This is a genomic window from Sorangium sp. So ce295, from assembly GCF_051527405.1.
In the GTDB taxonomy this organism is placed as follows: Bacteria; Myxococcota_A; Polyangia; order Polyangiales; family Polyangiaceae; genus Sorangium; species Sorangium cellulosum_B.
Map to the genome: position 1 here is coordinate 10,261,953 of NZ_CP150324.1, position 23,706 is coordinate 10,285,658.

Sequence of the window (23,706 nt, forward strand, 5' to 3'; positions counted from 1 at the left end):
CTAGGCGGGTTCGGCGGCGAGCACGCGGGCGTCGGTGACGATGGTCCCGAGCGGGACGTCACCCGGGGTCGCCGGCACCTCGGCGACGAGCTGGAAGTCGAACACGACGCCCACCGCATGCGCCGGGGGGCAGAAGCGCGGCAGGGTGCTGTCGTAGTAGCCGGCGCCATAGCCGATCCGGTGCCCTCGGGCGTCGATCTGCAGCGCGGGCACGACGATGACGTCGAGCGCGGCGGCCTCCTCGTCGGTCGCGTCGGGCTCGCGGAAGCCGAGGCCGCGCTCCTCCATGGCCTCGGGGTCCTCGACGAAGCGGAAGGTCATGGCGCGCGACTCGGGGTCGATGGAGGGGTACGCGACCCGGGCGCCGCGGGCGCGCAGCAGCGGATCGAGCTCCCGGAGGTCGACCTCGTTGCGCCCCTCGATCGGGTAGAAGAGCGCGACCCGCCGGGCCGCGGCGAGGGCCGGCAGCTCCGCGAGCGCGCGCTGGATCCGGCGCGATCGCTCGAGGATGGCGTCGTGGGGGATGGAGCTGCGGACGGCCCGAGCGCGCTTCCGCAGCTCGGCTTTGGCGCGGTAGCGCAGGGCGGCCTCGGCGTCGGGGTCCATGGCTCGGTGGTTCCTCCGGCGCGCATCCTAGAGAGCCGCCCCGGGCCGGGGAACCGCCATGTGCGAAATCGGTGTGAGGTGGCGCAGTTGGCCCCAGGTGTGGCGCCCTTGCACGGAGGGCGGGCAACGGCCGCGCTCCGAGCGCGGGGGGAGCGGGACGGGCGGGAGCGACCGCGCCGAGGCCGCAGCTGCGAGCGGCTGGCCAGGGTGAGCCCACGGACGAGCCCGGTGGCACCGTTCGTGCTGCTGCCGGCGGCCGCGCGGATGGCGGCGCCGCCGCGCGGTCCGCACAGGCAGCTGGTAGCATCCTGATCGCGGAGAGACGATACCGGAGCGGTGCGATCGCGGGGGGCAGGAGCCCCCGACGCCGGAGGAAGCGATGTTCTGGGAGGATTTCAAGAAGTTCGCGGTTCGTGGCAATGTCGTCGACATGGCCGTGGGCGTCGTGATCGGCGCGGCGTTCGGCAACATCGTCAAGACGCTGGTAGATCACCTGATCATGCCGCCGATAGGCCTCCTGACGGGCGGCATCGATTTCAGCCGGCACTACATCGTCCTGAAGTCGCCGAGCGGGCCCGGTCCGTACGCGACCCCCGAGGAGATGGTGAAGGCCGGCGCGGTGCTCCTCCAGTACGGGGTCGTCATCAACAGCCTGGTGAGCTTCTTCATCGTCGCGCTCAGCGTCTTCCTCCTGGTGCGGCTCATGGGGAAGCTTCAGAGGCAACACGCGGAGGAGGTGACGACGAAGGAGTGCCCCGAGTGCGCGATGAGCATCCCCATCAAGGCGGTGCGCTGCGGGCACTGCACGGCGGCGCTGAAGGGCGCGTAACGCGAAACGGAGAGGTCACCGCGCGGGCGGCGCAGCTGGCGCCGCTCGCCGGCGAGCGGGCTCTCCGTCGAGGCAGAGCGCGTCGACGCCGGGTTCGCTCTGAGGGGCGCGCGGCCGCGGATGGCCGCGCTCTGCCTCAATGGTTCTCGACGGGCACGCCGGCCTCGAGCACGGCCTTCTTCAGCGTCAGAATTTCCTGCTGGGCGTCGGTGAGCTCCATCGAGTGAAAGCCGGACGGCGCGGTCGAGCCCATGTGGATCGGGGCGACCGCGGTCTCCAGGATCGGGATACCATCGAGCCTGCGCTGGTCGGTGCGTGGCCTCGGCTCGCTGAGCAAGGAGAGCAGGCTCGGAGACGCGGTGACCCGAGGGCTCAGCGCGTTCACGCGATCGGGCGCGAACAGCTCGAGCGCGGTGCGCGCGATGCACGTATGGTCGAGTGTTCCGTGGAACGGCACGCCGCGCGGAGCCCAGGGCGAGACGACGAGGGCCGGCACGCGAACGCCGAGCGTATCGAACGGCGCCGCCTCGCTCGCGGGCGACGGCGGCGGGCGCACGTGGTCGTAGAACCCGCCATGCTCGTCGTAGGTCACGACCAGCGCCACGTGCGGCCAGGACGGGCTCGCGATCAGGTGGTTGTAGATGCGCGCGATCAGGTTCTGACCGCGCGCCACGTCGGCCGGGGGATGGTCGTCATTCGCCCAGTTCAGCAGCGCGTCCACGTCGACCAGCGTGAAGTTCGGGTCGATCCACGAGACGCTGGGCAGCGTGCCTTCACGGCAGGCCCTGTAGAACGAGGAGATCTTCGCGATCGGCAGCCCGCGGTGGCCCTTGTATTTCTCGACGGTCCGCAAGAACGCGATGTCGTGCGAGTAGTAGCGCCACGAGTCGACCGGCAACAGGTCGAAGAACGTCGCGTGGTCGATCCATTGCAGGTTGCCCGTGCGCCCGCCGCTGGTCCCGCAGAGCGCGAAGAACCGGTTCGGCCACGTCGGGCCCGCGAACGAAGCGAACCACCGGTCGCAAACGACGTACTGTCGCGCCAGGCTATCGTACGTCAGCAGATCGCGCTGGTCGTACCAGCCCATGATCTCGGCGACGTGGCTGTTCGTGCTGTAGCCTTTCACGAAGCCGTCCATCGCGCCGCCGTTGATCTGCCGCACGACCTCCTTCCGGTGGTGATGCGGGCGGATCCGGACTCTCGTGCTCTCGAGATGATATCCAGTGATCGGCGTGCCGTTATCGTCCGAGTTCGTCGCGCCGATCACCCCATCGACGTCCATGCCCGTGCCGCGCAGGTAACCCAGCATGTGATCGAAGGAGCGGTTCTCGAGCATCACGATGACCAGATGACGAATGTCTGCCATGTTCCACCGCTCGCTTTCCCATGCGGCTCAGCGCTGTGCCGGTCGACGCGGCCGCGCAGGGCCAGTTTCACCATCGTGAATTCATCTACCGAAACCTGCCAGCGGAGAAGGAGATCCAAGGTCTCCGAAGACGTCAAGCCCCAGCTGCGGGGACCTGACCCGGCTTGACTGAAACTTTTCCATGCGCTCCGACGTCCCCTGAAAAGCGGTGCAATTCAACAACTTGTCCATGCGCCGGAAGGGCCGCGTTCACGCCGCGGGCGGCGGGAGGCATCTTCGGTGCGCGGGGACGTTGCTCCTCGGCTTCCGGTTGGCGCTCCAGGGCGCCTGTGCGAGAGGTGCCTCATGACCTTGCGCCCGCTCCGCGCCCTCGCGCCCCTGCTCGTCGCCGCGTGCACCGTCAAGGCGCCGCCGCCCGCCGCGCCGGCTCCCCTTCCCTCGCCCTCCGCCGCGCCGGGCCAGAGCGCGGCCGCCTCGCCGGGCCAGAGCGCGGCCGCCGCGGCGCCGCGACGGCCAGCGTGGGTGGAGCGCAGCAACCAGCATGCGAAGATCCTCCTCGACGTGCTCGCCAGGTTCTCGCCGGAGCGCGCCAGCGCGCTGGGGGTCGAGCGCGCCGACCAGGAGGTCTCCGATCTGTCGCCCGGCGTCGAGGCGCGACTGCGCGCGGCGTACCGCGAGGCCATCGCGGAGCTGGAGAAGCGCCGAGCGGCCGAGAAGGACCCAGCGGTCGCCGAGGATCTTCAGATCTTGCTGGACGCCGCGGACCGGGCCGTCCGCGGGTCCGAGCTCGAGGAGAGGACCCGGGTCACCTACGTGCACGCCACGGGGCTCGTGTTCGAGGGCATCTCGACCCTGCTCGACGACCGCATCCCGCCGCCGCGCCGAGCCACGGCCCTCGCGCGGCTCCGGCGGTACGCCGGGCTGGAGGCGGGCCACGCGCCCATCGCCGAGCAGGCGAGGAAGAGGCTCGAGCAGGAGTTCGGGAAGCCCGGCTTGCTGGCGCCCTCCAGGATGGAGATCGAGCGGCACCTCGCCACCAACGCCCGCGTGCGGGAGGGACTCGGCGAGCTCTTCCGGAAATACGGCATCAGCGGCCACGAAGAGCCGCTGGCCGCGCTGAATCGTCAGCTCGAGGCGTACGACGCGGCGCTGCGCAAGGACGTCCTCCCGAAGGCGCGGACCGACTTCGCGCTGCCGCCGCCGCTCTACGCGTACATGCTCGAGCTGCATGGCGTCGACATCCCGCCCACCGAGCTCGCCCGGCTGGCCCACGCCGCCTTCGACGATCTGAAGGCGCAGATGCAGAAGCTCTCGCTGCCCATCGCGAAAGCGCGCAACTTGCCGAGCGCGGACTACCGGGACGTGATCCGCGCCCTGAAGAAAGAGCAGCTCGTGGGCGAGGCGATCGTGCCGCACTACAAGGAGCGGCTCGCCCAGATCGAAGAGATCCTCCGGAAGGAGCGCCTCGTCACGCTGCCGGAGCGGCCGGCGCGCATCCGGCTCGGCACCGCCGCCGAGAGCGCCGAGATGCCTGCGCCGCGCATGCTGCCGCCGCGGCTGCTCGACAACCAGGGAGAAGCGGGGGAGTTCGTGCTGCCGCTCAGCCTGCCTGGGCCCTCTGACCAGCTGCGGAAGATCGACGATTTCACCTATGCCGCGGCGTCATGGACGCTCACCGCCCACGAGGCGCGCCCCGGGCACGAGCTCCAGTTCGCCTCGCTCGTCGAGCGGGGCGTCTCGCTCGCCCGGGCCGTCTTCGCGGAGAACAGCGCCAACATGGAGGGGTGGGCGCTTTACTCGGAGGCCATCCTGCTCCCGTTCATGCCGCCCGAGGGCCAGCTCGTCTCCCTGCAACACCGCCTGGTCCGGGCCGCCCGCGGCTTCCTGGACCCGGAGCTCCAGGCGGGCAAGATCACGCCGGCCGCCGCGCGGACCTTCCTCGAGAAAGAGGTGGTCCTGTCGCCGCCCCTCGCGCAATCCGAGGTGGAGCGTTACACCTTCCGCGCACCGGGACAGGCGACCTCGTACTTCTACGGGTTCACGCGGCTGATGGAGCTGCGGCAAGAGACCGAGTCCATGATGGGCCCGCGCTTCGACGCGCAGCGGTTCCACGACTTCGTGCTCGCCCAGGGCATCCTGCCGCCGAAGCTGCTTCGCAAGGCGGTCATCGAGCGCTTCGTGCCGGCACAGCCGGCGCCCTGAGCGGCGGAGGGCCCGCGGCGCGCGCTGGACGAGCTCCCGCAGGGCGTCGTTCAGGATCGGATCCGGGCTCAGCCACACATTGATCCTCGGGTCGTAGTACCGCGCCCCGAAGTAGCAGAGCCCCGTCGCCTGGTCGAGCTCCTTCCCGGTGAACACGTACGCTCGCCTCAGCTCGTACCGCGAGTCCGACGCGTCGATCCACAGCTCCCCGCTCGGGAAGTACTCGTCCCGCTGCGTCAGCGTCTGCTCGTTGTTCGACGCGAAGCTCGTGCTGCCCAGGTGGTCCGGGTGGTAGTACAGCGTCGGCGGGTCACGGAACCAGTCCGGATCCATCTTACTCGCTATCCGCGTCTGCCCCGCATAGATGTGCTTGGTGACGAACCGCCCGTCCCGCAGCGTCAGGTGCTGGTCGTGGTACGCCGTCTCCTCCTCGCCGCTCACGTAGTGCAGGTGCACCCGCCGCTCCCCGTCGCCGTCGTACAGCATCCGCGACTTCAACTGCTGGTTCTGGCTCACGCGGCTGACGCGGTTCTCCTCGTTCCACTCCGTCGCACGCGTGCCCGAGCCAGGGTAAGTCCAGCCGGTCTGGTTGCCGCTCGCGTCGTAGCTGATCACCCGCGACCACGGGGCCGACTCCGCCACCAGGTGCTCGTCGATGCGCTTCGGCGCATGCGGCTGCGGGCCAGGGTACTGGTACTCCGACCGGTACGTCTGCTCCCGGATCGCGTGGTCCTCGCGCCATCCGTCGCACCCAGCCGGAACCGGCGTCGGGCACGCCTGCGGCACGTACCGGTAGCTCGCCTGGTCCTTCGTCAGGATGTTGCCGATCTCGTCGTACGCGAACGATAGCCGGTAGCGGTACTGCCAGTCTCTCCGGTCCTGGTACGTCCCGCTCGCCGAGAGCAGCTGGTACAGATCATCGTACCCGTAGTCGTGCGTCGTCGGCCCCACCAGCACCGAGCCCGGCATGTCCTGCTCGTACGGCACCTCGTTCCGAACGCGCTCCAGGTTGCCCGCTGCGTCGTACTCGTACCGCATCCGCTGGAACGCCCGCGCCGGTCGGCCACGCTCCACGAGGTACCGGTCGCGGTGGTCCGCGTTGATCTCCTGAAGCCGCCGCGACTTCTCGTAATACCGATACGACGTCGCGATCCCGTTGCCGTGCACCACCCTCACCCGCTGCTCGAACTCGTCGTACCCGATGTGCATCAGGTACTGCGTCACCGCCGGCTCGTCCGGATGCTGCGGGTTGATCTGCGTGTTCGTTCCCACGGCCGACCGGACCAAACCCCCTCGGTCGTAGCCGTACGTCACCACCTCCGCCCCGGAGCCAGGGAACTTCAGCGACAAGAGCCGCCCGAACCCGTCGAAGTCGTACTCCATCGTCGCCTGGTACGGGCCCCGGTGCGGCTCCCGCAGCCGGGGGAACTCCGTCGTCAGCTTCGCCACGTTCCCCAGCCGGTCATACCAGAACGTCCTCTTCCCCGCCTCGCTCTGCTCCTCCACCAGCCGCCCGGCCCGGTTGCCGTGCTCGTCGCCCGCCTCGTCCGGCTCGCCGTACACATACGTCACGTCCGTCGAGTCCGGGTAGTTCACCCGCCTGAGCCGGTTGAAGTCGTACTCGTACCGGATCAGCTTGCCCGCACCTTCCGCCAAGAGCTTCGCCGTCTGCCGCGCCCCGACGTTGCCCGACCGGTCGTAGCGCCACTCCGTGCGCCCCATGTCCGGGCTCGTCAGCGTCACCATCCGCCCCAGCGTGTCGTACGCCGCCGTCGTCACGTTCCCGCGCGTGTCCATCACCCGCACGAGCTCGTCGACCGCGCTGTACCCGTACCGCGTCATCAGCGTCGTCCACGCCTCCGAACCGCGCAGCCGATTGCGCTCCTCGACCGCCACGATCGCGTTGTCCACGTCCTGGTACGCTTTGCGCACCTTCCCCTTCGGGTCGACCTCCGTCGCCACGAACATCGCCACGCCGTCGAGCTCGTCGATACCGTAGCTCGTCGTCGTCACCGCCTCGCCGCCCTCGGCCTCGTCGTCCGGCTCCCTCCGCTCCACGACGCGCGAGAGCACGTCGTACTCGAACGTCGTCGGGTGCTTCAGCGCCACGTCCACGAACGCCGTCGCCTCCCTCGTCGCGAACACCGGCTGCCCCTGCTGCCAGACGCGCCCCCGCTCGTCCAGCACCACCCGGCCGCTCACGCTCATGCCCACGACCGGAGCCGCCCCCGTCCCCGGATCCCTCTCCAGGTCCTTCTTCGTCTGGATCACCCGGTCCAGCCCGTCGATGAACGTCACCGTGTCGATCGGATCCCCCGGGTGCTGCACGTCCTTGTGCACGCTCTCCGGCGAGAACGCGTTTCGGCTCGACGGATCCGGGAGCGAGTTCAGCCAGACGCCGTTGCTGCCCACGAAATCCGGGAGCCCGTCGCCGTTGATGTCCGTGAACGCGACGTCCTCGTCGTCCGCCCCGAACGAGACGGAGACCCCCCAGCCCGACGTGCGGATCACACACCGTCGGCCCCACACCGACGAACGCGCTGAGCCCCCCTTCGACCGAGCTCGTGGCCCCGAGGCCATCGCGCCCTTCCGCGGGGCGGCTCCTCTCCGTCGGCGCCGAGAACACCTGGAGCTCGCCGTCCTGTTGCTCGAGGCCGAAGTACTCGAAGCTGTGCTCGTAGAGCGGCTCCTCACCGCCGTTTCCGTGGACAGCGATGCGCTTCGCACGGGTCCGATCCATTCTCCGCCCTCTCACCACAGATTTCCAGGCGAAGCTTGTCTCATCCGGCGTTGGCACAGAGGGCAGACAGAACGCTTCTCGCCAGCAACCGAGCGGAACAAATCAGCGCCGACCGTCAGAATCTTACTTTCATTCGTATACCACCCAATCCTGACATTACCATCCTCGAGGAGAGGGCACGACAATACCACTCTACGACATGACCATCTAGCCAGAGCCTCAGTCCGACGGCCCCTGGACCGCCAGTGCCCCCAGAGCCTTCTGTGCCTCGACACAAAGCCGACGCCACGCCTCTGTCTGCGTGAATTCCTCCAGCGGAGGAAGCACCTGAGGGGTCTCTTCGGCGATGGCGTCGATAATCTTCGAGAACTCTCCGAGCGCACGAATCTCATCAGCAGAGAACAGAGCACCAAATTGGGGACTATCTGGCGTATACCAATCATCCCATTGATTAAACAGCTCTTCTGCCACGTTCACAGCAGGAACCCGCGCCTGGTATGCACGCTGCAGCTGCAAGCTCGACAGCAGCACCAACACCTCCCGGACACGCTCCCGCACATGCTTTCCGTCACTCATTGACACCACCGTTCAAGGCGCATTCCAGCTTTTCCACTTCAACCAGTCCGAAAGTGGGATATGCGCATTGGGATGCTCGCTCAGAGGACCTGGAATCGGCTTCCCGTCAGGCCCAATAATCCGCCCATTCGAATTAACCACAACATGATCTACCTGCTGCAGCGATTGGCTATTGTTCGGGTTACCACGATCGATCCGGACTCCGTTCCCCTGGTTTTTCGGATCTTGCCATCTCACGCCAACTCCCTTCTTTGTCGGATTCGCCGCCCCCCACGACCCTGGGATTTTCGCTGAAGCCTCGGCCGGCGGAGCCCATCCTCCTCCCTTTGGTGCCGCCTGCGGCGGCTTCGCCGCCTCCGCCCCCTGGGGCGGTTTCGCCCCAGGCGCAGGCTGCGCCGGTTTCGCCGGCGGTGCCGCCTGCGGCGGTTGCGCCGGCGCGGCGGCTGGCTGTGCCGGCGGCCGAGCAGTCTGCTGCTGCTGCATGACGAACCTGAACAGCAGCCGGCGCATGCCGTCCCCGATACCGCGAGACGTGCGACCCGCCGCCGCAGCTCCAGCGTTCATCCGCTGCAGCATCTGCTCCTGGTGGTACTTTTGCCCCGCCGGCCCGTTGAAGCAGCTCGGGTGCCTGCACCCATTGGCCCCAGGCGGGAAGTTCCGGTGTCCTCCTTGCGCCTGCCGCCCATCCGGGTCGACCAGGTTCACCGGGTTGTTCAGCGTGTAGCTGTACAGCCCCAGGTTCCCCGGGTTAAACACCCCTCCGCTCGGCCCTCCGTCCATGTACTCGTCCAGGATCGGATCCGGGCTCAGCCACACACTGCTCCTCGGGTCGTAGTACCGCGCCCCGAAGTAGTAGAGCCCCGTCGCCTGGTCGAGCTCCTTCCCCGTGAACACGTACGCTCGCCTCAGCTCGTACCGCGAGTCCGACGCGTCGATCCACAGCTCTCCGCTCGGGAAGTACTCGTCCCGCTGCGTCAACGTCTGCTCGTTGTTCGACGCGAAGCTCGTGCTGCCCAGGTGGTCCGGGTGATAGTACAGCGTCGGCGGGTCACGGAACCAGTCCGGATCCATCTTGCTCGCGATCCGCGTCTGCCCCGCATAGATGTGCTTCGTCACGAACCGCCCGTCCCGCAGCGTCAGGTGCTGGTCGTGGTACGCCGTCTCCTCCTCGCCGCTCACGTGGTGCAGGTGCACCCGCCGCTCCCCGTCGCCGTCGTACAGCATCCGCGACAGCACCTGACCGTTCTGCGTCACCCGCGTGACCCGGTTCTCCTCGTTCCAGTCCGTCGCCCGCGTGTCCGAGCCACGGTACGTCCAGCCGGTCTGGTTGCCGCTCGCGTCATACCGCATCTCCCGCGGCCACGGCATCGACTCCGCCACAAGCTGCTCCTCGATGCGTTTCGGCGCGTGCGGCTGCGGGCCCGGGTACCGGTACTCCGACCGGTACGTCTGCTCCCGGATTGCATGATCCTCGCGCCATCCGTCGCACCCAGCCGGAACCGGCGTGGGACACGCCTGCGGCACGTACCGGTAGCTCGCCTGGTCCTTCGTCAGGATGTTGCCAATCTCGTCGTACGCGAACGACAGCCGGTACCGGTACTGCCAGTCTCTCCGGTCCTGGTACCTCCCGCTCGCCGAGAGCAGCTGGTACAGATCGTCGTACCCGTACTCCTGCGTCGTCGGCCCCACCAGCACCGAGCCCGGCATCGACTGGTCGTACGGCACCTCGTTCCGCACGCGCTCCAGGTTGCCCGCCACGTCGTACTCGTACCGCATCCGCTGGAATGCCCTCGCCGGCTGCCCCCGCTCCACGAGGTACCGGTCGCGGTGGTCCGCGTTGATCTCCTGAAGCCGCCGCGACTTCTCGTAATACCGATACAACGTCGCGATCCCGTTGCCGTGCACCACCCTCACCCGCTGCTCGAACTCGTCGTACCCGATGTGCTGCAGGTACTGCGTCACCGCAGGCTCGTCCGGGTGCTGCGGGTTGATCTGCGTGTTCGTTCCCACCGCCGACCGGACCAGGCCCCCTCGGTCGTAGCCGTACGTCACCACCTCCGCCCCGGAGCCAGGGAACTTCAGCGACAGCAGCCGCCCGAACGCGTCGAAGTCGTACTCCATCGTCGCCTGGTACGGTCCCCGGTGCGGCTCCCGCAGCCGGGGGAACTCCGTCGCCAGCTTCGCCACGTTCCCCTGCCGATCATACCAGAACGTCCTCTTCCCCGCCTCGCTCTGCTCCTCCACCAGCCGCCCGGCCCGGTTACCGTGATCATCGCCTGCCTCGCCCGGCGCGCCGTACACATACGTCACGTCCGTCGAGTCCGGGTAGTTCACCCGCCTGAGCCGGTTGAAGTCGTACTCGTACCGGATCAGCTTGCCCGCGCTCTCCGCTGCCAGCTTCGCCGTCTGCCGCGCCCCGACGTTGCCCGACCGGTCGTAGCGCCACTCCGTGCGCCCCATGTCCGGGCTCGTCAGCGTCACCATCCGCCCCAGCGTGTCGTACGCCGCCGTCGTCACGTTCCCGCGCGTGTCCGTCACCCGCACGAGCTCGTCGACCGCGCTGTACCCGTACCGCGTCATCAGCGTCGTCCACGCCTCCGACCCGCGCAGCCGATTGCGCTCCTCGACCGCCACGATCGCGTTGTCCACGTCCTGGTACGCCTTGCGCACCTTCCCCTTCGGGTCGACCTCCGTCGCCACGAACATCGCCACGCCATCGAGCTCGTCGATATCGTAGCTCGTCGTCGTCACCGCCTCGCCGGTCTCCGCCTCCTCGTCCGGTTCCCTCCGCTCGACGACGCGCGAGAGCACATCGTACTCGAACGTCGTCGGGTGCTTCAGCGCCACGTCCACGAACGCCGTCGCCTCCCCCGTCGCGAACACCGGCTGCCCCTGCTGCCAGACGCGCCCCCGCTCATCCAGCACCACCCGGCCGCTCACGCTCATGCCCACGACCGGCGCGGCCCCCGTCCCGGGATCCTTCTCCAGGTCCTTCTTCGTCTGGATCACCCGGTCCAGCCCGTCGATGAACGTCACCGTGTCGATCGGATCCCCCGGGTGCTGCACGTCCTTGTGCCGCGTCCGCGCCCACGCCGGCAGGGCGACGCTCTCCCCCGGCTGGAGCGCATACTCGAACGCTATCGTCGCCTCCGCCGCCGTCGGCGGGTCGTCCGGACCGAACACCGCCCGCAGGCGCCCGAACGCGTCGAAGTCGTAGTGGACCTCATGGCCGTTGACGTCCCTCACCGCGCTGACCGCGCCGTAGCGGTAGTCCGACCACGTCTCCGAGAAGTATCCGAACGAGTCGTCCACCCGCGAGAGGTACGTCTCCGCCACATCGTCGTACTCGTACGTCAGCGTGAAGCGCCGCGGCTCGATCGCCTGCTCCAGGTTGCCGTACGCGTCGTGCGAGAACTCCCATGTTGGATTCGTCGACGCGTCTCCCGTGTACGGCACGCCCGTCGCCGGATCCTTGCCGCCGATCACCGTGCTCGTGATCCACTCGACCGCCCCGGTCACCTCGTTGTACCCGGCCGTGCGCCCGCGCAGCAGCCTCCCCGCGCTGTCGCGCACCTCGACGCTGTCCGCCCGCACGACGTGCGGCCCGTCGTACGTCACGTAGTGGATCGTGGTCGCGACGTCGTCCTCCAGCGTGCCTGGCTCGCCGTGCTCGATCACCCCGATGAGGTTGCCGCGGTCGTCCCAGTCCCGCTCCTCGCTCGTCTGTTTGCCGGGCGCGCTCGGGTCCGTCGTCTTGCCCTCGTACCACGCCATCGTCCGCAGCTCTTCCCTGGGGAAGAACGAGCCTGTCAGCGTCGCCTGCGCCCCGGGCGCCCGGTACACCATCTCTTGCCGGCTGAACAGCCGCCCCTCGGCGTCCTGCTCGATCACCTCGGCCACCAGCCCGCGACGGTAATAGTCCTGGTTGTGGTAACGCGTCACGAGCTGCGAGCCGTCCTCCCGCGTCGCCGTCACCTGCGCGAAGCCATAGTCCTCGCGCTCCGCCCGGTCGTAGAACCCGCTCTGGTGGTAATCGAACGTGTGCACGTAGGCCGGCGTGCCCATGCCGTCCTCCACCTCCACCCGCGACAGCACCCACTTGCCGCCGGGCATGTCCACGCTCAGCTCGTCCGCGCTGCTCGCATACGCCACCTTGTTGCCCTCACGCGCATAGTCCAGCCGCATGCTGCCGCCAAGCGGACGCACCACGCGCGACAGCCGGTTGGTCTTGCCCGTCAGGTTCAGCCGCGCCCGCAGCGCCGGGTCGCTCTCGCGCAGCATCCCCTCGCTCAGCTTCAGCACGTGATCGGCCGTCCCGTCGCCGTCGACATCCTCCCATCCGAGCTCGCTCCGTCCGTCGCTCAACCCGAGCTGCGCCGCGATCTCGAGCACGATGCACACGTACGGCGTCGGGATCTTGATCGGCACGCCATACCCCGCGTTGAACGCCGTCGTCTCCGAGAACGACAGCGCGTCGTTGCTGCCGTTGATCTCCTTCGTGAACTCCTTCTCCAGCACGACGCCCCACGGCAGCGCGCCGCTCACCGCCGGGGCGCTCCACCTCTCCTCGGGCCCGAAGCGGTCGCCGAGGTTGAGCCGGACCCGGTAGTAGCCCTGTCCAGGCTGCTTGATCACCCGGTCGGGCAGCCTGTCGCCGTTCAGATCCACGAAGTCGATGAGCGTCCGGCTCACCGTGTGCGCGATGCCGCCGCCGATCCCCGCATAACCCACCTGCAGGCTGTTCGTGGTGTTGTCCTGCACCCGCATCGACTTGAGCTGCTCCGGGGACCAGACCCGGCTCAGCGCGGTCAGCGGATCCCCGTCGACCTCCGGCAGCGGCTCGAACGGATCGCCGCTCGGATCGAGCGCCGCCCAGGCGCGCTCGTCCCCGAAGCGGTAGCCGAGGTTCAGCTGCACATGGAGCACACCGCCCGCGCTCCTCACCTTGTCCGGGAGCCCGTCGCCGTTCACGTCGAGCAGGTCGCGCGTCGTCTGCGACGTGCCCCAGCTCTTGCCGAGAGAGGGCAGCACGCTGAGCACCTCCTTGGTCTCGGCGCTCGCCTCGATCTTCTCGGCGACCACCGACGCCGCGGATCCGAAGCCGAACCCGAACCGCGCGCTCATGGTCTCGATGACCCGGATGTCCCCCGGCCCCCCGAGGGTCAGGGCGCCATACTGCCCCGGCTGCTGCCCGTCGCACCGGCCGCCGCTGCCGCACGTCTGGACGCGCACGCCGCCCTGCGTGACGGCATCGGGCCGCCCATCGCCGTTGAGGTCGACGAGCTCCAGCTTCGACTCGGTGGTCCCGGTCGTCACCTGGAACGACCCGATGAGCGCGAGCTCCCCCGAGGCCGAGCCGTTGTGGCTCTTCCTCAGCCCGGGGACGTTGGCCACGTCCTCCGGCCGGATGCCGCCGACGCGCGACGGCTTGAGCTCCCCGGCCCGGATGTACATGTCCGCGCCCGAGCCCCGGAACACCGGGCCGCTGACGCTGCCCACGAGAGGAAACCCGGCCTCGCCCGGCGACCAGCCCGCGTGGTACCCCTCCCAGTGCGGCTCGACGCGCGTGAAATAAGGCGGCCTGTTCTCCTCCGGCCTCCGGCGGAGCTGGTTCTCGTCGAACGGGTACTCCGTCGTCCACTCGCCATAGCTGAAGCCGCGGAACCCGCCCACCATGCGGGCTTCCAGCTTCCCATCCGGGATCGCTCGAGCGTTCACGGCGGGCACGTCCAGCACCGTCCCCGTCTCGTTGAACACGAGCTGCGGGAGCCACGACACCGACGCTCCGGGATCCGACAGCGATGTGTCCATGTCTGCTGCGCTCTCGAAGAACTTCGTGAAGGCGAGCTCCTCGCCCTCCGTCACCGGGAACACCACCGGATCGCTCGGGCCAGGCACGCTCCTGGCCGGCGAGATCGCCTCCGCTCCGAGCAGCTCCCGGAACAGCCGCTCGATCCCGCGATCCACCCGCAGGGTCACCGGCCCCTGCGTCGCTCGCTTGGAGGCGGAGCCGAGCAGGCTGACCGGCCCGCTCTCGGGCATGGCCACCCGCGACAGCGAAAGCGCCGTCCCGCCGGTCGTGCTGTCGCTCAGCTGCACGGGCGCCACGATCGACTCCTCGGGCACCGAGATCGGCCCGCGGTCGCCGGGCAACGCTTCGAGCCCGCAAACCCTCTTTCCGGACGGACCACCGGACCTGGGCGCGCACTCCCCTACCGCGCGGCAGCTCCCCGGATCCGCGTCGTGGCCGCACACCTCGGTGTACCGGGCGAACCCCTGGTACTGCACGCGCGAGGGGTCGACCACGTTCTCGCCGAGCTCGGCGTACAGGAACAGGAGGTCGCCCTGAAGCACGGACACCTGCCACGCGATCTCGGTGCCGAGCTGCGCGCCGGACACCCTGGTCTGATGGAGCTCGATGCTCTGCCCCGAGTCGACGTCCTGGCGCACGAGCCGCACATCGAACGCATCGAGCACGTCAGTCCGGACGAAGCTCGCCTGCACCGTGACCTGCCCGTCCGCCCCCGCGGCCCAGCCCGGCACGCTCCGGTCGAGCACGGAGAAGTCGTCCGCGAAGGTATAGGTGTACATCGGACGCCCGAGCGCGTCGGGGCGCATGATGTCGCGCGGAAGCAACGGCCGGCAGGAGTCCGACAGGCAGAGCTCCGCATAACCGATGCGCGGGTTCCAGCGCGTGATGTCGCCCTCGATGTCCTCCTTCGGGTCCACGCGGAAATAGAGCGCATCCGTCGGACGGACGCGAACGCGGACGCCGCTCCCGCACCCCGCCTGGCCCTCGGGGACACACGCAGGATCGCTCGGCCCGATGTCCCTCTGCCAGAGCAGCTGGTGGTCGCGGTGCAGCTTGTCATTCGGCCGCGGCGCCGGCGTCGTCTTCGTGATCGACGCCATCACCCCGTCTCCCGCGCCGCCCCCGGCCAGCGACACGCCGCCGCTGATGACGACGATACCGTCGATCGGCGGCGTCCATTTCACCAGCGCGCTGGTCCGGTAGAACGCGTTGCGGAGCGCCTCGACCTGCTCGCCATCGCTGAAATCCTCGTCGATCGTGAACCCGGCGCCGCGAGCGCCCGGCCCCAGCCGCGCGTTGTTCGGGTTCAGCGTCGCCCCGCTCCCATCCAGCAGCTCCGGGAAGCCATCCCCGTTGATGTCGAGCAGCAGGCTCTGCGCGGTCGCGGTGCTCCAGGCGCGGTTGAGACCATACCCTCCGAGCTCCTGGAACAGGTGCATCGCCCCCTGCAGGCCGGCCGTGATCTGGTGCGTGCTGCCCACGCTCTCCGGCGAGAACGCGTTTCCGCTCGACCGATCCGGGAGCGAGTTCAGCCAGACGCCGTTGCTGCCCACGAAATCCGGGAGCCCGTCGCCGTTGATGTCCGTGAACGCGACGTCCTCATCGTCCGCCCCGAACGAGACGGAGACCCCCAGCCCGGCGTGCGGATCACACACCGTCGGCCCCACGCCGACGAACGCGCTGAGCCCCCCTTCGATTGAGCTCGTGGCCCCGAGACCATCGCGCCCTTCCGCCGGGCGGCTCCACTCCGTCGGCGCCGAGAACACCTGGAGCTCGCCGTCCTGTTGCTCGAGGCCGAAATACTCGAAGCTGTGCTCGTAGAGCGGCTCCTCACCGCCGTTTCCGTGGACAGCGATGCTCTTCAGCAACGACTTGTGATGGTGCCGCGCGTCCGGCGTGTCGTACGCGAAGAGATAGCTCCGGATGATCTCCTCGGCGCCGGGCGCCTGACCCATGGTCACGTCGACGCGCGTAAGCCTCCGCGTCGTCCGCACCTCGAAGCCAGCGCGCGCCGAGCTCACGACGTCTCTCCGCTGCGCTCCGTCGTCCACGGAGAAGACCACGTGATAGTGCGCTCCAGGGACGCCGCTCTCGTGCTCCGTGTAATCGATCCGCTGCGGATAGAGCTGCACCCAGTCCTCGCCCTCGGGCGCGTCCTTGAAGTACGAGATCCGCATCCGGTTGCCGAACGTGTCTTCCACCAGCTCCAGGTTCCAGCGGAAGATCCCGACCTCGCTGGACCGGTCCGTAAGGCGCGCGCCCGCGCTCTGCCCGTAGGTATACCGGGTGCCGTCCTTGTCGGTGACCACCCAGTGAAAGCTCTTGGGATCGGCCCCGAGTCGCTCGATGCGATCGAAGGCGCCCTCGACGCGCCGCTCGTACCTGCCCGGCTGACCGGGGATGGCCCGCAGCATCTGGCCGTCGAGCGTGTAGAGCTCGTCGCCCGTGTACCGCCACACGCCGAACCGCGTGTCGATCTCGATCGCCGAGACGCGCAGATCCCACCCCACGCCGAGCCAGCCATTGCCCAGCTCGCTCTCGTACGTGACCGCCAGATCCGGCGCGATGCCGTGCCGGCCCGGCGGCACCTCGATCGGGAACGACAGCTGCGCCGTGCCCCGGCCGTTCGCCTCCGGCGGCTCGATGAACGACACGCCCGCAGACGGGCTCGCGAGCTGGATCCCCTTCATCGCGTTGGGATCGAACGACTGCGCGCCCGGCTGATCCGGCATGGAGATCGCCGCGTTGACGAAATCGGTGAAGTGATCCGTCAGGCTCGTGAGCTCCCGGGCCCCGCCCTCCTCGACGCGCCCGAGCTTCGTCCATCGCTGAACCGTCTCGTCGAAGTAGAAACCGAAGATCTCCCTGGCCCTGGCGCCGCTCGGGATCGCTGCGGCGTCGACAGGCAACGTCAGCTTCACCGGCTTCTTGAACTTGAGCCCGTGCGGGCCGAAGCGGAACGCGCGCCCCTCGGGCGTCACATTGCGCATCGCGCGCCCCATCGGCTGCACCTGGACGGGCATCAGCGGGCGGATCGTGATGCGCGTCGTCTCTTCCAGCGCGTCAGGCGGGATATCGAGCGTGGCGCCCGCGAACGAGAGCACCGCGCCCTTGTCCGGGCTCACCACCGCGCCATAGGGCGCGCCGTGGTCCACGACGAGCCCGCTCGGGGCGGCGCCCGCGGCGCACGGACCGAGATCGAGCTCGCGACCGAGGCGTGTGCCGTCCTCGATCCGCGCCTCGAGGCGCGCCGTCCACGTCCGGTGACTCGCCCCCTCGGGCTCCGGGAGCGTGAGCTCGAAGCTGCCGTCGTCGCCCAGCGTCACCGGCTCCGGGCCGGCGAACAGCCGTGCTCGCGACGCGTCCTCGCCGGCCAGATCGAGGAACCCGCGCACAAGGGCTCTCCCCTCGGCGCACTCGCCGTGCAGCGGCGTGCTCAGCGCGATCCGCCGCGCGCGGGAGGGGACGGGGCTCGCCACCACAGCGACGTCCGACACCTCGGCGTGGCTCCCCTTCGCCCGCGCGATCTGCACGGAGGCCGCCCCCGGCCAGCTCGCTGAGTGCGGGAGATCGAACCGGTGCCAGCCCGGCGGCAGGTCCTTCAGGTCGAAGCGCAGCCCCTCGGCTCCTTCGCTGGGCGCGATCCGGAGCTCCCCGGCGCCCGCGCTGCTCAGCTGGAAGAGGAGCGCGTGCGGCGCCACGCGCGCGCCGAAATCGAGGCTCAGCGCCTCCGTGCGAGGCGCGCGCTCGCCGCCGGCCGGCCGGGCGCGCGCCTCGGCAGCGGGACGCGCCTCGACCACACCGGCGTGCGGGATCCCGACCACCCGCAGCGCGCTCACGGTGAATCCGTGCTCCTGCTCCGCGGAGGGCCGGAACCGCACCACGTTCTCGCCGCGCCTCAGCCACGCGGGCGCGATCTCCTCCACTTGCAGACCTCCGGTCGCGGGCGCTGCCGCCAGGGAGCCGCCGCGCGGGGCCGTGCCGTTGATCTGCCGGTTCACGCTCGACCAGTGCCCGCGGCCCTCCAGCTGGTAGACGAGGAACGCGCGCGCGAGCGCCCGTGGATCGGTGTCCACATGGAGCGACAGCGATTGCTCGCCGCCCGTGCGCGTCACTGTGGCCCGCTCCGACGTCGCAGCGAACTGGTAAGCCCCGGCGAGCCGCCCTGCGAGCACGCGATCGGCGAGCTCCACCTCCGAGAGGCCGCGCGTGGGCGCGCCGGCGCTCCAGAACAGGATCTCCTGCGGCCCGCGCTCGCCCGAAGGAAGCCACTCGAGGACGACGTGCTGGGCCGTGACCGCCATGGGAAGGCGCGTCCAGCGCTCGCCCGTGTCGTGGAGCGGCACGTCGGCGAGGCCGGAGACGGCCTGAAGCTCGGCGCCGTCCTCCGCACGGACCGTGAGCGCGCCCTCGCTGCGCCCGTACAGCGCGAGCGCCTCCAGCGCGGTGGGCTGCGGAAACGAGACCCGGATCCGCACCTTCTCCCCGGTCTCGCTGCGAAGCCCCGTATCGCCGCGGCCGTCGAACAGGACCCACGGGTCCGCCCCCGGGCCGGCGCCATCGGCGCGAACGTCCGCTGGCAAGGCCACCATCGGGACCACGGCGAGGCCGTCGGGGCCGCCTGCGGGTTCTGCCGCGCTCGCGAGCAAGGCGGCGTCCCCGGCGAGCGCCGCCGCGGGCTCGGCGCCGCCGCGAGCGCCGGTGAGCCGCGCGCGCAAGGGATCGCCTATCCGGCGCAGCGTCAACGCTTGAGCCCACGCACCGAGGGGCGCGCTCACCACCATGAGCAAGAGAACGCAACCCGCGCACCGCCGCCATACCCGTCTCACCCACCCGGACGTCATCGCTTGCCTCCGCGGGCGCGAAGGGAGCAAACGGCATCGTAAATAGCAATTACAAACGATAACAGACGGGGCGGTCTCGCCACGAAAGGCGCCAAGCTCGGCCGGTTCCCAGCACGATTTCAGCGCACCCGAAGGCGCTGCACCTCTGAGCCATCGAATTCGGACTACCGGGTGCGGAGAAGTTCATTATCCTGTGACGCTCAAGCAACACTCCTTGGCTCGCCCTCTCGACCGCCCGTGCGGCGTGGGGGTGGCCGATCACGCCGTTCACGGAGGTGACCTTGCGCAATCTCACGATAGGGGACCTGAAGCTCGCGCTGCGCGATCTCTTGACCGACAAGGCCGATGAGCTGCGCCTGTCGGCGACAGGCAAGCTGTATGAGCCGCGGCTCAGGGCGAAGCAGAAGGAGATCGACGCGATCCCCGACGCCGCGGGCACGCAGGCGCCGCTCGCCAGGGAGCTCGCCGAGGCGGACGCCCGGCATGACGGCCTCGGGGCGGCCGTCTTCTTCCTGTGCAAGGCCGTCGAGGCGCACCCCGCCTTGCCGGCGGCGCTCAAGGAAGCGGCGGCGACCGCGCAGCAGGCGTTCGTCCCGAAGCTCGACGTGCTCCGCGCCCCGTACGCCGACGAGGCATCGGCGGCGCTCGACAACCGGCCCGAGCTGACCCGGCTCAAGGCGGAGCTGAAGGCCGCCGCGACCCCCGGCGGAGGGACCCTGCACGACTGGGTGAAGGCGTTCGTCGCCGCCGGAGACGACATCGATGGCCTGCTGCGCAGGCGCGCCACGCTCCTCGCGACGGGCGAGAACGCCGCGGCCACCGGCCCTCTCCGCGGCGCCGCCGTCGGGCTGCTCGGGCGGTTCCGGGAGGCGCTCCGGGACGAGATCCAGGAAGAGGGCAGCAAGCTGCCGGCCGACCACGAGGCGCGGCTGTTCGCCTACGTCGACAAGCTCAACAGCGATCGCGAGCGGATCGGGCGCGGGCGCGCGGCGCCCGAGCAGGCCCCGCCCACGCCCCCCAGCCCGCCGACGGTGCCCAGCGCGTCAGCTCCGGCCGCGCCCGTAGTAAGCGCCGATCCCGAGCTGTAGCCGGACCGCTCGCGGCGACATGCCGGGGGCGTGAGCGGCGAGGCACCCGTCGATGTCCGACACACCCGGCAGCCTGCTCGGCGAGGCACCCGCCGATGTCTGATATCCCCGGCGGCCTGCTCGGCGAGGCACCCGCCCATGTCGCGACATCCCGGGAGCCGAGACGGAGCAGGCGCCCGCCCATGTCGGACCTCCCCGGGCGCATCGGCCAGCAGGCACTTCCCCATGTCGGACATACCGCCGGAAGGCCCAGCAGCGCCCGCGCCGCCTCGCTCACCCCCCGCCAACAGCCGCGCGCGCAGCGCGTTCACAGATGTGCTGACGCGCACCGCTACGTTCATCACCAATGCCCGCTACATCTTGGCCGTCTACACCGAGGCCCTTCTGGTCTCCTTCAAGGAGCGCTCGAACTTCGACGTCAGGTCGACATGTCGACGCGCTGTCCACCGGAAGCCGACTTTGCTTTGATGAAGGTCTTCATGTTCCGCCTCAGCACCGTGCGCGCCAAGCTCACCGTCCTCGTCGCGCTCTCTTCGCTCGCGACCCTCGCGGCCCTCCCCGTGCTCTCGTGGGTGATGCACCGGCAGCTCCTCGCGCAGATCAGCGAGCGCGTCCCGCAGGCGATCCGCAACTTCCGGCTGGAGCTCAGGCAGCAGCAGCGCGCCATCTCGGCGACCTCACGCCAGGCGTCTCGAACGCGCGAGCTGGTCGAGGGGCTCCGGCTGCGGAACGAGACGGCCGTGGAGACGGCGCTCGAGGCCGTCACCGCCGCCCATCCCAACGTCGCCATCGTCGCCTTCGATGAGCTCGGCAATCGGGTCGCGGCCAGGGGGCTCGATGCGCCGCCGCCGAGCACGGACGAGGTCCCCGGGCTCACCGAGGGCCTCTCGGGCCTCGCCGAGATGGACGACCTGCGGGACGTGCTCGTCCATGGGTGCGATGGACAGCCAGGCTCGCCGCCCGCGTACATGATCGCCCAGCATGCGAGGAGCGACGCCGGATCGCTGCTCGCCTGCATCCCCATCGATCACACCTACTTCGACGAGGTGGCGACGAAGCTCGGCGTGGAGATCGCGCTCGTCGATCCGTCGGGCAAGAGGGTCACGGGCACGGCGCGCTTCCCGACCGAGCTGCTCCAGGGCGCCGTCATCGGCGACGAGACCCACCCCACGATCGTCGAGGACGCGAGCTCGCTGTGGGCCCTCTCCCGGTTCGCGCCCCGATCGCTCCGGGGCAAGGCCGGCGATTTTTCGATCGTCATGGCGCTCGACGTGAGCGACGTCCGCAACATCGTGCGCCAGAACCTGATGTTCGCGGCCGGCGTGCTCACCGTCGCGGCGCTCTTCTCGCTGGTCCTCGGCGCGCGCCTCGCAAGCACGATGTCGCGCGCGCTCTCCCGCGTGAACGTCGCCCTGAAGCACCTCGAGCAACAGCAGTACGTCCATGTGGAGGCGGTGAAGACCGGCGACGAGCTGGAGGATCTCGCGACCGGCTTCAACTCGATGGTCGACGGCCTCAAGGAGCGCGACAAGCTCCGCAGCACCTTCGGCAAGTACATGACCGAATCCGTGCTCGAGCACCTGCTCGCCGGCAAGGTGCAGCTCGGCGGCGAGACGCTCACCGTCTCTATCCTCTTCTGCGATATCCGGAGCTTCACGACGATCAGCGAGAGGATGAACGCCCATGAGCTCGTGGGGCTCCTCAACGAGTATTTCACCGAGATGGTGGCCATCATCCTCGACGAGGGCGGGGTCGTCGACAAGTACATCGGCGACGCGATCATGGCGGTGTTCGGCGCGCCCGTCCCCAGGCCGAACGACGCCGTGCGCGCCGTGCGCGCCGCCGTCCGCATGCGCGCCGCGCTCGAGCGCTTCAACGAGCGACTCGCAAAGCGGGGGATCCCGGCGCTGAAGACCGGCGTCGGGATCCACACCGGCGAGGTCGTCGCAGGCAACATCGGCAGTGAAGCGCGGATGGAGTACACCGTCATCGGCGACGCCGTGAACCTCGCCTCGCGCCTGGAGAGCGCGACCAAGGAGCTCGGCGTGAGCGTGCTCCTCAGCGAGGACACGCACCTCCTCGTGAAGGACGTCTTCAACACACGTCCCATCAGCGAGATCACGGTCAAAGGCCGCGTGCAGCCGGTGATGACCTACGCGGTGGCGGATCTCTGACGAGCGCCTGGGACGATAGCGCGTCAAGGCGCTCGGCGCGGCGGGGGTGCGCGTGACCGCGGGCTAGCACCAAACACCTCCGAGCCCTTCGGAGCGTTCAGCGACGACTTCCGCCTCAATGCATGTTGGGCGAAAAGGAAGAAGGAAAGATTCACAGGGAGGCGGGGAGGCGGGGAGACGAGAGATGGGGATCAGTCGTTCGAACCGTCAGGCTCACCTCTCCTCCACCTTGGTCTGTATATATCTCTCTCCTCCCCGTCTCCCCGTCTCCCTGTGAACTCTCTCTTTCTCTGTCTCCCGCCCAACGAACCGCCGGTGCTGACCGCGCTTCGCGCGGTGGCTCGTCGACCATCCACGCTGCACTCAGCCCGAGGTGGTCGCGTTCATCGAGCGCGAGTTCGGTCCGGCGGTGGCTCAGGCACATTCGGCCAGGCACGGCCCATCTCCCGACATGCGCGCCCGCTCCCGCGCAGCGGCGCTCGTCACCCCCCCGCGAGCAACCGCGCAATCTCCCCGCGCTGGCGCCGCGCCGAGCGCGCCAGCGAGAGCTGACCCGCCGCCCGGTACAGGTTGTGCGCGACCCGCGTCGGGAAGCGCGACGGGTCCCAGCCGAAATACCGGTCCTCGAACGCATCCCGGCAGAACCTCGCCGCGAGCTCCAGCGCGATCCGCTCCGCCGCGTCGACGAGCGCCTCCCGCTCCTCCGCCCCGAACGGCCTCGCGTCGCGGTAGCCCGCCACCGCGGCGGCGAAGACCTCGAGATCGAAGCGCGTCTCGGTCGAGTCCTCCCCGACCGGGTTGCACCACGACCGCCACGCGTCGCCGAGCTCCACGTCGATCGACTGCAGCGCCAGCGTGTCGAGGTCGAGCAGGCAGATCCCCTCCCCCGCCTCGGAGAAGCGCAGGTTCGAGATCTTGAGGTCGCCGTGGCAGTGCCGGACCGGCAGGTCGAGCCGCCCCCGCCACGTGCGAAACGCGTCGAGGATGGCGTCCGCCAGCCGCCGCCCCTCGCCCCCGGTGGCCGCGCCGTTCAGCCGCTCCATGTGGAGCGCCGTGTCGTGCGCGCCGGCGCGGACGTGGCGGTACACGTGCTCGAGATCGTCCACCGCCCGGTGAAACCGGGCCGCGAGCTCCCCCGCGGCGCGCGCCAGCACAGGAGAGCCGACCCGGTGGTGCGTCCGGCCAGGGACGAAGTCCATCACCCGCCACACCGCCCCGTCAGCATCGCGCGCGCACAGGGCGCCGTCGCCGGCGCGCAGCAGCCGCGGCGTCGCGAGGCCGCGGGCCGCCAGGTGCGCCGTCACCGCCTCGATGTCGTCGTGGACCTCCGGGGCGAAGATGGGGCTCACCCGCTGGACCACGTACCGCGGAGGGTCGCCTGCCAGCCAGGTGCCGTTGATGAGGCCCTCGTCCTCGCAGCGGCGCACGGAGAGGCCGCTCAGGGGCGCCCACACGTCCGGGATCATCGG

The 23,706-nt window shown here is 69.6% G+C and carries 9 protein-coding genes and 1 pseudogene; 4 read left to right on the plus strand and 6 right to left on the minus strand.

The window, feature by feature from the left end; translation table 11 throughout:
- The gene (locus WMF11_RS38930; protein ID WP_437544784.1) at window positions 1–606 is read right to left on the minus strand and encodes a 5-formyltetrahydrofolate cyclo-ligase; all 606 of its coding nucleotides are present in this window, start codon (window positions 604–606) and stop codon (window positions 1–3) included.
- Between the two features lie 379 nt (window positions 607–985).
- On the opposite strand from WMF11_RS38930, the gene mscL reads away from it, so the two are divergent.
- Window positions 986–1,435: a large conductance mechanosensitive channel protein MscL gene (mscL, locus tag WMF11_RS38935; protein ID WP_437544785.1), complete on the plus strand. Its 450-nt coding sequence runs from the start codon at window positions 986–988 to the stop codon at window positions 1,433–1,435.
- Between the two features lie 136 nt (window positions 1,436–1,571).
- Here the strand turns inward: mscL and WMF11_RS38940 are convergent, their stop codons facing one another.
- A complete protein-coding gene (locus WMF11_RS38940; RefSeq protein ID WP_437904193.1) occupies window positions 1,572–2,801 on the minus strand; it encodes a phospholipase C in 1,230 nt (409 codons plus the stop codon).
- 345 nt (window positions 2,802–3,146) lie between these two features.
- Here WMF11_RS38940 and WMF11_RS38945 point away from each other — a divergent pair, with 345 nt between their 5' ends.
- Window positions 3,147–5,003: a DUF885 domain-containing protein gene (locus tag WMF11_RS38945; protein ID WP_437974388.1), complete on the plus strand. Its 1,857-nt coding sequence runs from the start codon at window positions 3,147–3,149 to the stop codon at window positions 5,001–5,003.
- Window positions 5,004–5,066: 63 nt separating this feature from the next.
- Here WMF11_RS38945 and WMF11_RS38950 read toward each other — a convergent pair.
- From WMF11_RS38950 to WMF11_RS38960, 3 genes and pseudogenes are all read right to left on the minus strand, one after another.
- Window positions 5,067–7,583, minus strand: a pseudogene (locus WMF11_RS38950) (RHS repeat domain-containing protein); the annotation flags it as partial.
- 379 nt (window positions 7,584–7,962) lie between these two features.
- Complete coding sequence (locus WMF11_RS38955) at window positions 7,963–8,319, minus strand: hypothetical protein (protein WP_437974389.1); 357 nt, start codon at window positions 8,317–8,319, stop codon at window positions 7,963–7,965.
- A gap of 12 nt (window positions 8,320–8,331) precedes the next feature.
- Window positions 8,332–18,915 carry a SpvB/TcaC N-terminal domain-containing protein gene (locus WMF11_RS38960; protein WP_437974390.1) on the minus strand — a complete coding sequence of 3,528 codons (10,584 nt, stop codon included), beginning with the start codon at window positions 18,913–18,915 and terminating at the stop codon, window positions 8,332–8,334.
- 335 nt (window positions 18,916–19,250) lie between these two features.
- Here WMF11_RS38960 and WMF11_RS38965 point away from each other — a divergent pair, with 335 nt between their 5' ends.
- Both WMF11_RS38965 and WMF11_RS38970 read left to right on the plus strand, forming a co-directional pair.
- The gene (locus WMF11_RS38965) at window positions 19,251–20,063 is read left to right on the plus strand and encodes a hypothetical protein (RefSeq protein WP_437904199.1); all 813 of its coding nucleotides are present in this window, start codon (window positions 19,251–19,253) and stop codon (window positions 20,061–20,063) included.
- Window positions 20,064–20,530: 467 nt separating this feature from the next.
- The gene (locus tag WMF11_RS38970; RefSeq protein ID WP_437974391.1) at window positions 20,531–22,237 is read left to right on the plus strand and encodes an adenylate/guanylate cyclase domain-containing protein; all 1,707 of its coding nucleotides are present in this window, start codon (window positions 20,531–20,533) and stop codon (window positions 22,235–22,237) included.
- A gap of 482 nt (window positions 22,238–22,719) precedes the next feature.
- Here the strand turns inward: WMF11_RS38970 and WMF11_RS38975 are convergent, their stop codons facing one another.
- On the minus strand, window positions 22,720–23,703 hold the full coding sequence (locus WMF11_RS38975; RefSeq protein WP_437974392.1) for a phosphotransferase enzyme family protein: 984 nt from the start codon (window positions 23,701–23,703) through the stop codon (window positions 22,720–22,722).
- Between the last annotated feature and the right edge of the window lie 3 nt (window positions 23,704–23,706).

What these genes read in the sequence shown, in the direction of transcription:
- WMF11_RS38930 (WP_437544784.1), bottom strand. Translation starts at nt 606, where the DNA reads ATGGACCCCGACGCCGAGGCCGCCCTGCGCTACCGCGCCAAAGCCGAG.
- mscL (WP_437544785.1), top strand. Translation starts at nt 986, where the DNA reads ATGTTCTGGGAGGATTTCAAGAAGTTCGCGGTTCGTGGCAATGTCGTC.
- WMF11_RS38940 (WP_437904193.1), bottom strand. Translation starts at nt 2,801, where the DNA reads ATGGCAGACATTCGTCATCTGGTCATCGTGATGCTCGAGAACCGCTCC.
- WMF11_RS38945 (WP_437974388.1), top strand. Translation starts at nt 3,147, where the DNA reads ATGACCTTGCGCCCGCTCCGCGCCCTCGCGCCCCTGCTCGTCGCCGCG.
- WMF11_RS38955 (WP_437974389.1), bottom strand. Translation starts at nt 8,319, where the DNA reads ATGAGTGACGGAAAGCATGTGCGGGAGCGTGTCCGGGAGGTGTTGGTG.
- WMF11_RS38960 (WP_437974390.1), bottom strand. Translation starts at nt 18,915, where the DNA reads ATGGTGGTGAGCGCGCCCCTCGGTGCGTGGGCTCAAGCGTTGACGCTG.
- WMF11_RS38970 (WP_437974391.1), top strand. Translation starts at nt 20,531, where the DNA reads ATGAAGGTCTTCATGTTCCGCCTCAGCACCGTGCGCGCCAAGCTCACC.
- WMF11_RS38975 (WP_437974392.1), bottom strand. Translation starts at nt 23,703, where the DNA reads ATGATCCCGGACGTGTGGGCGCCCCTGAGCGGCCTCTCCGTGCGCCGC.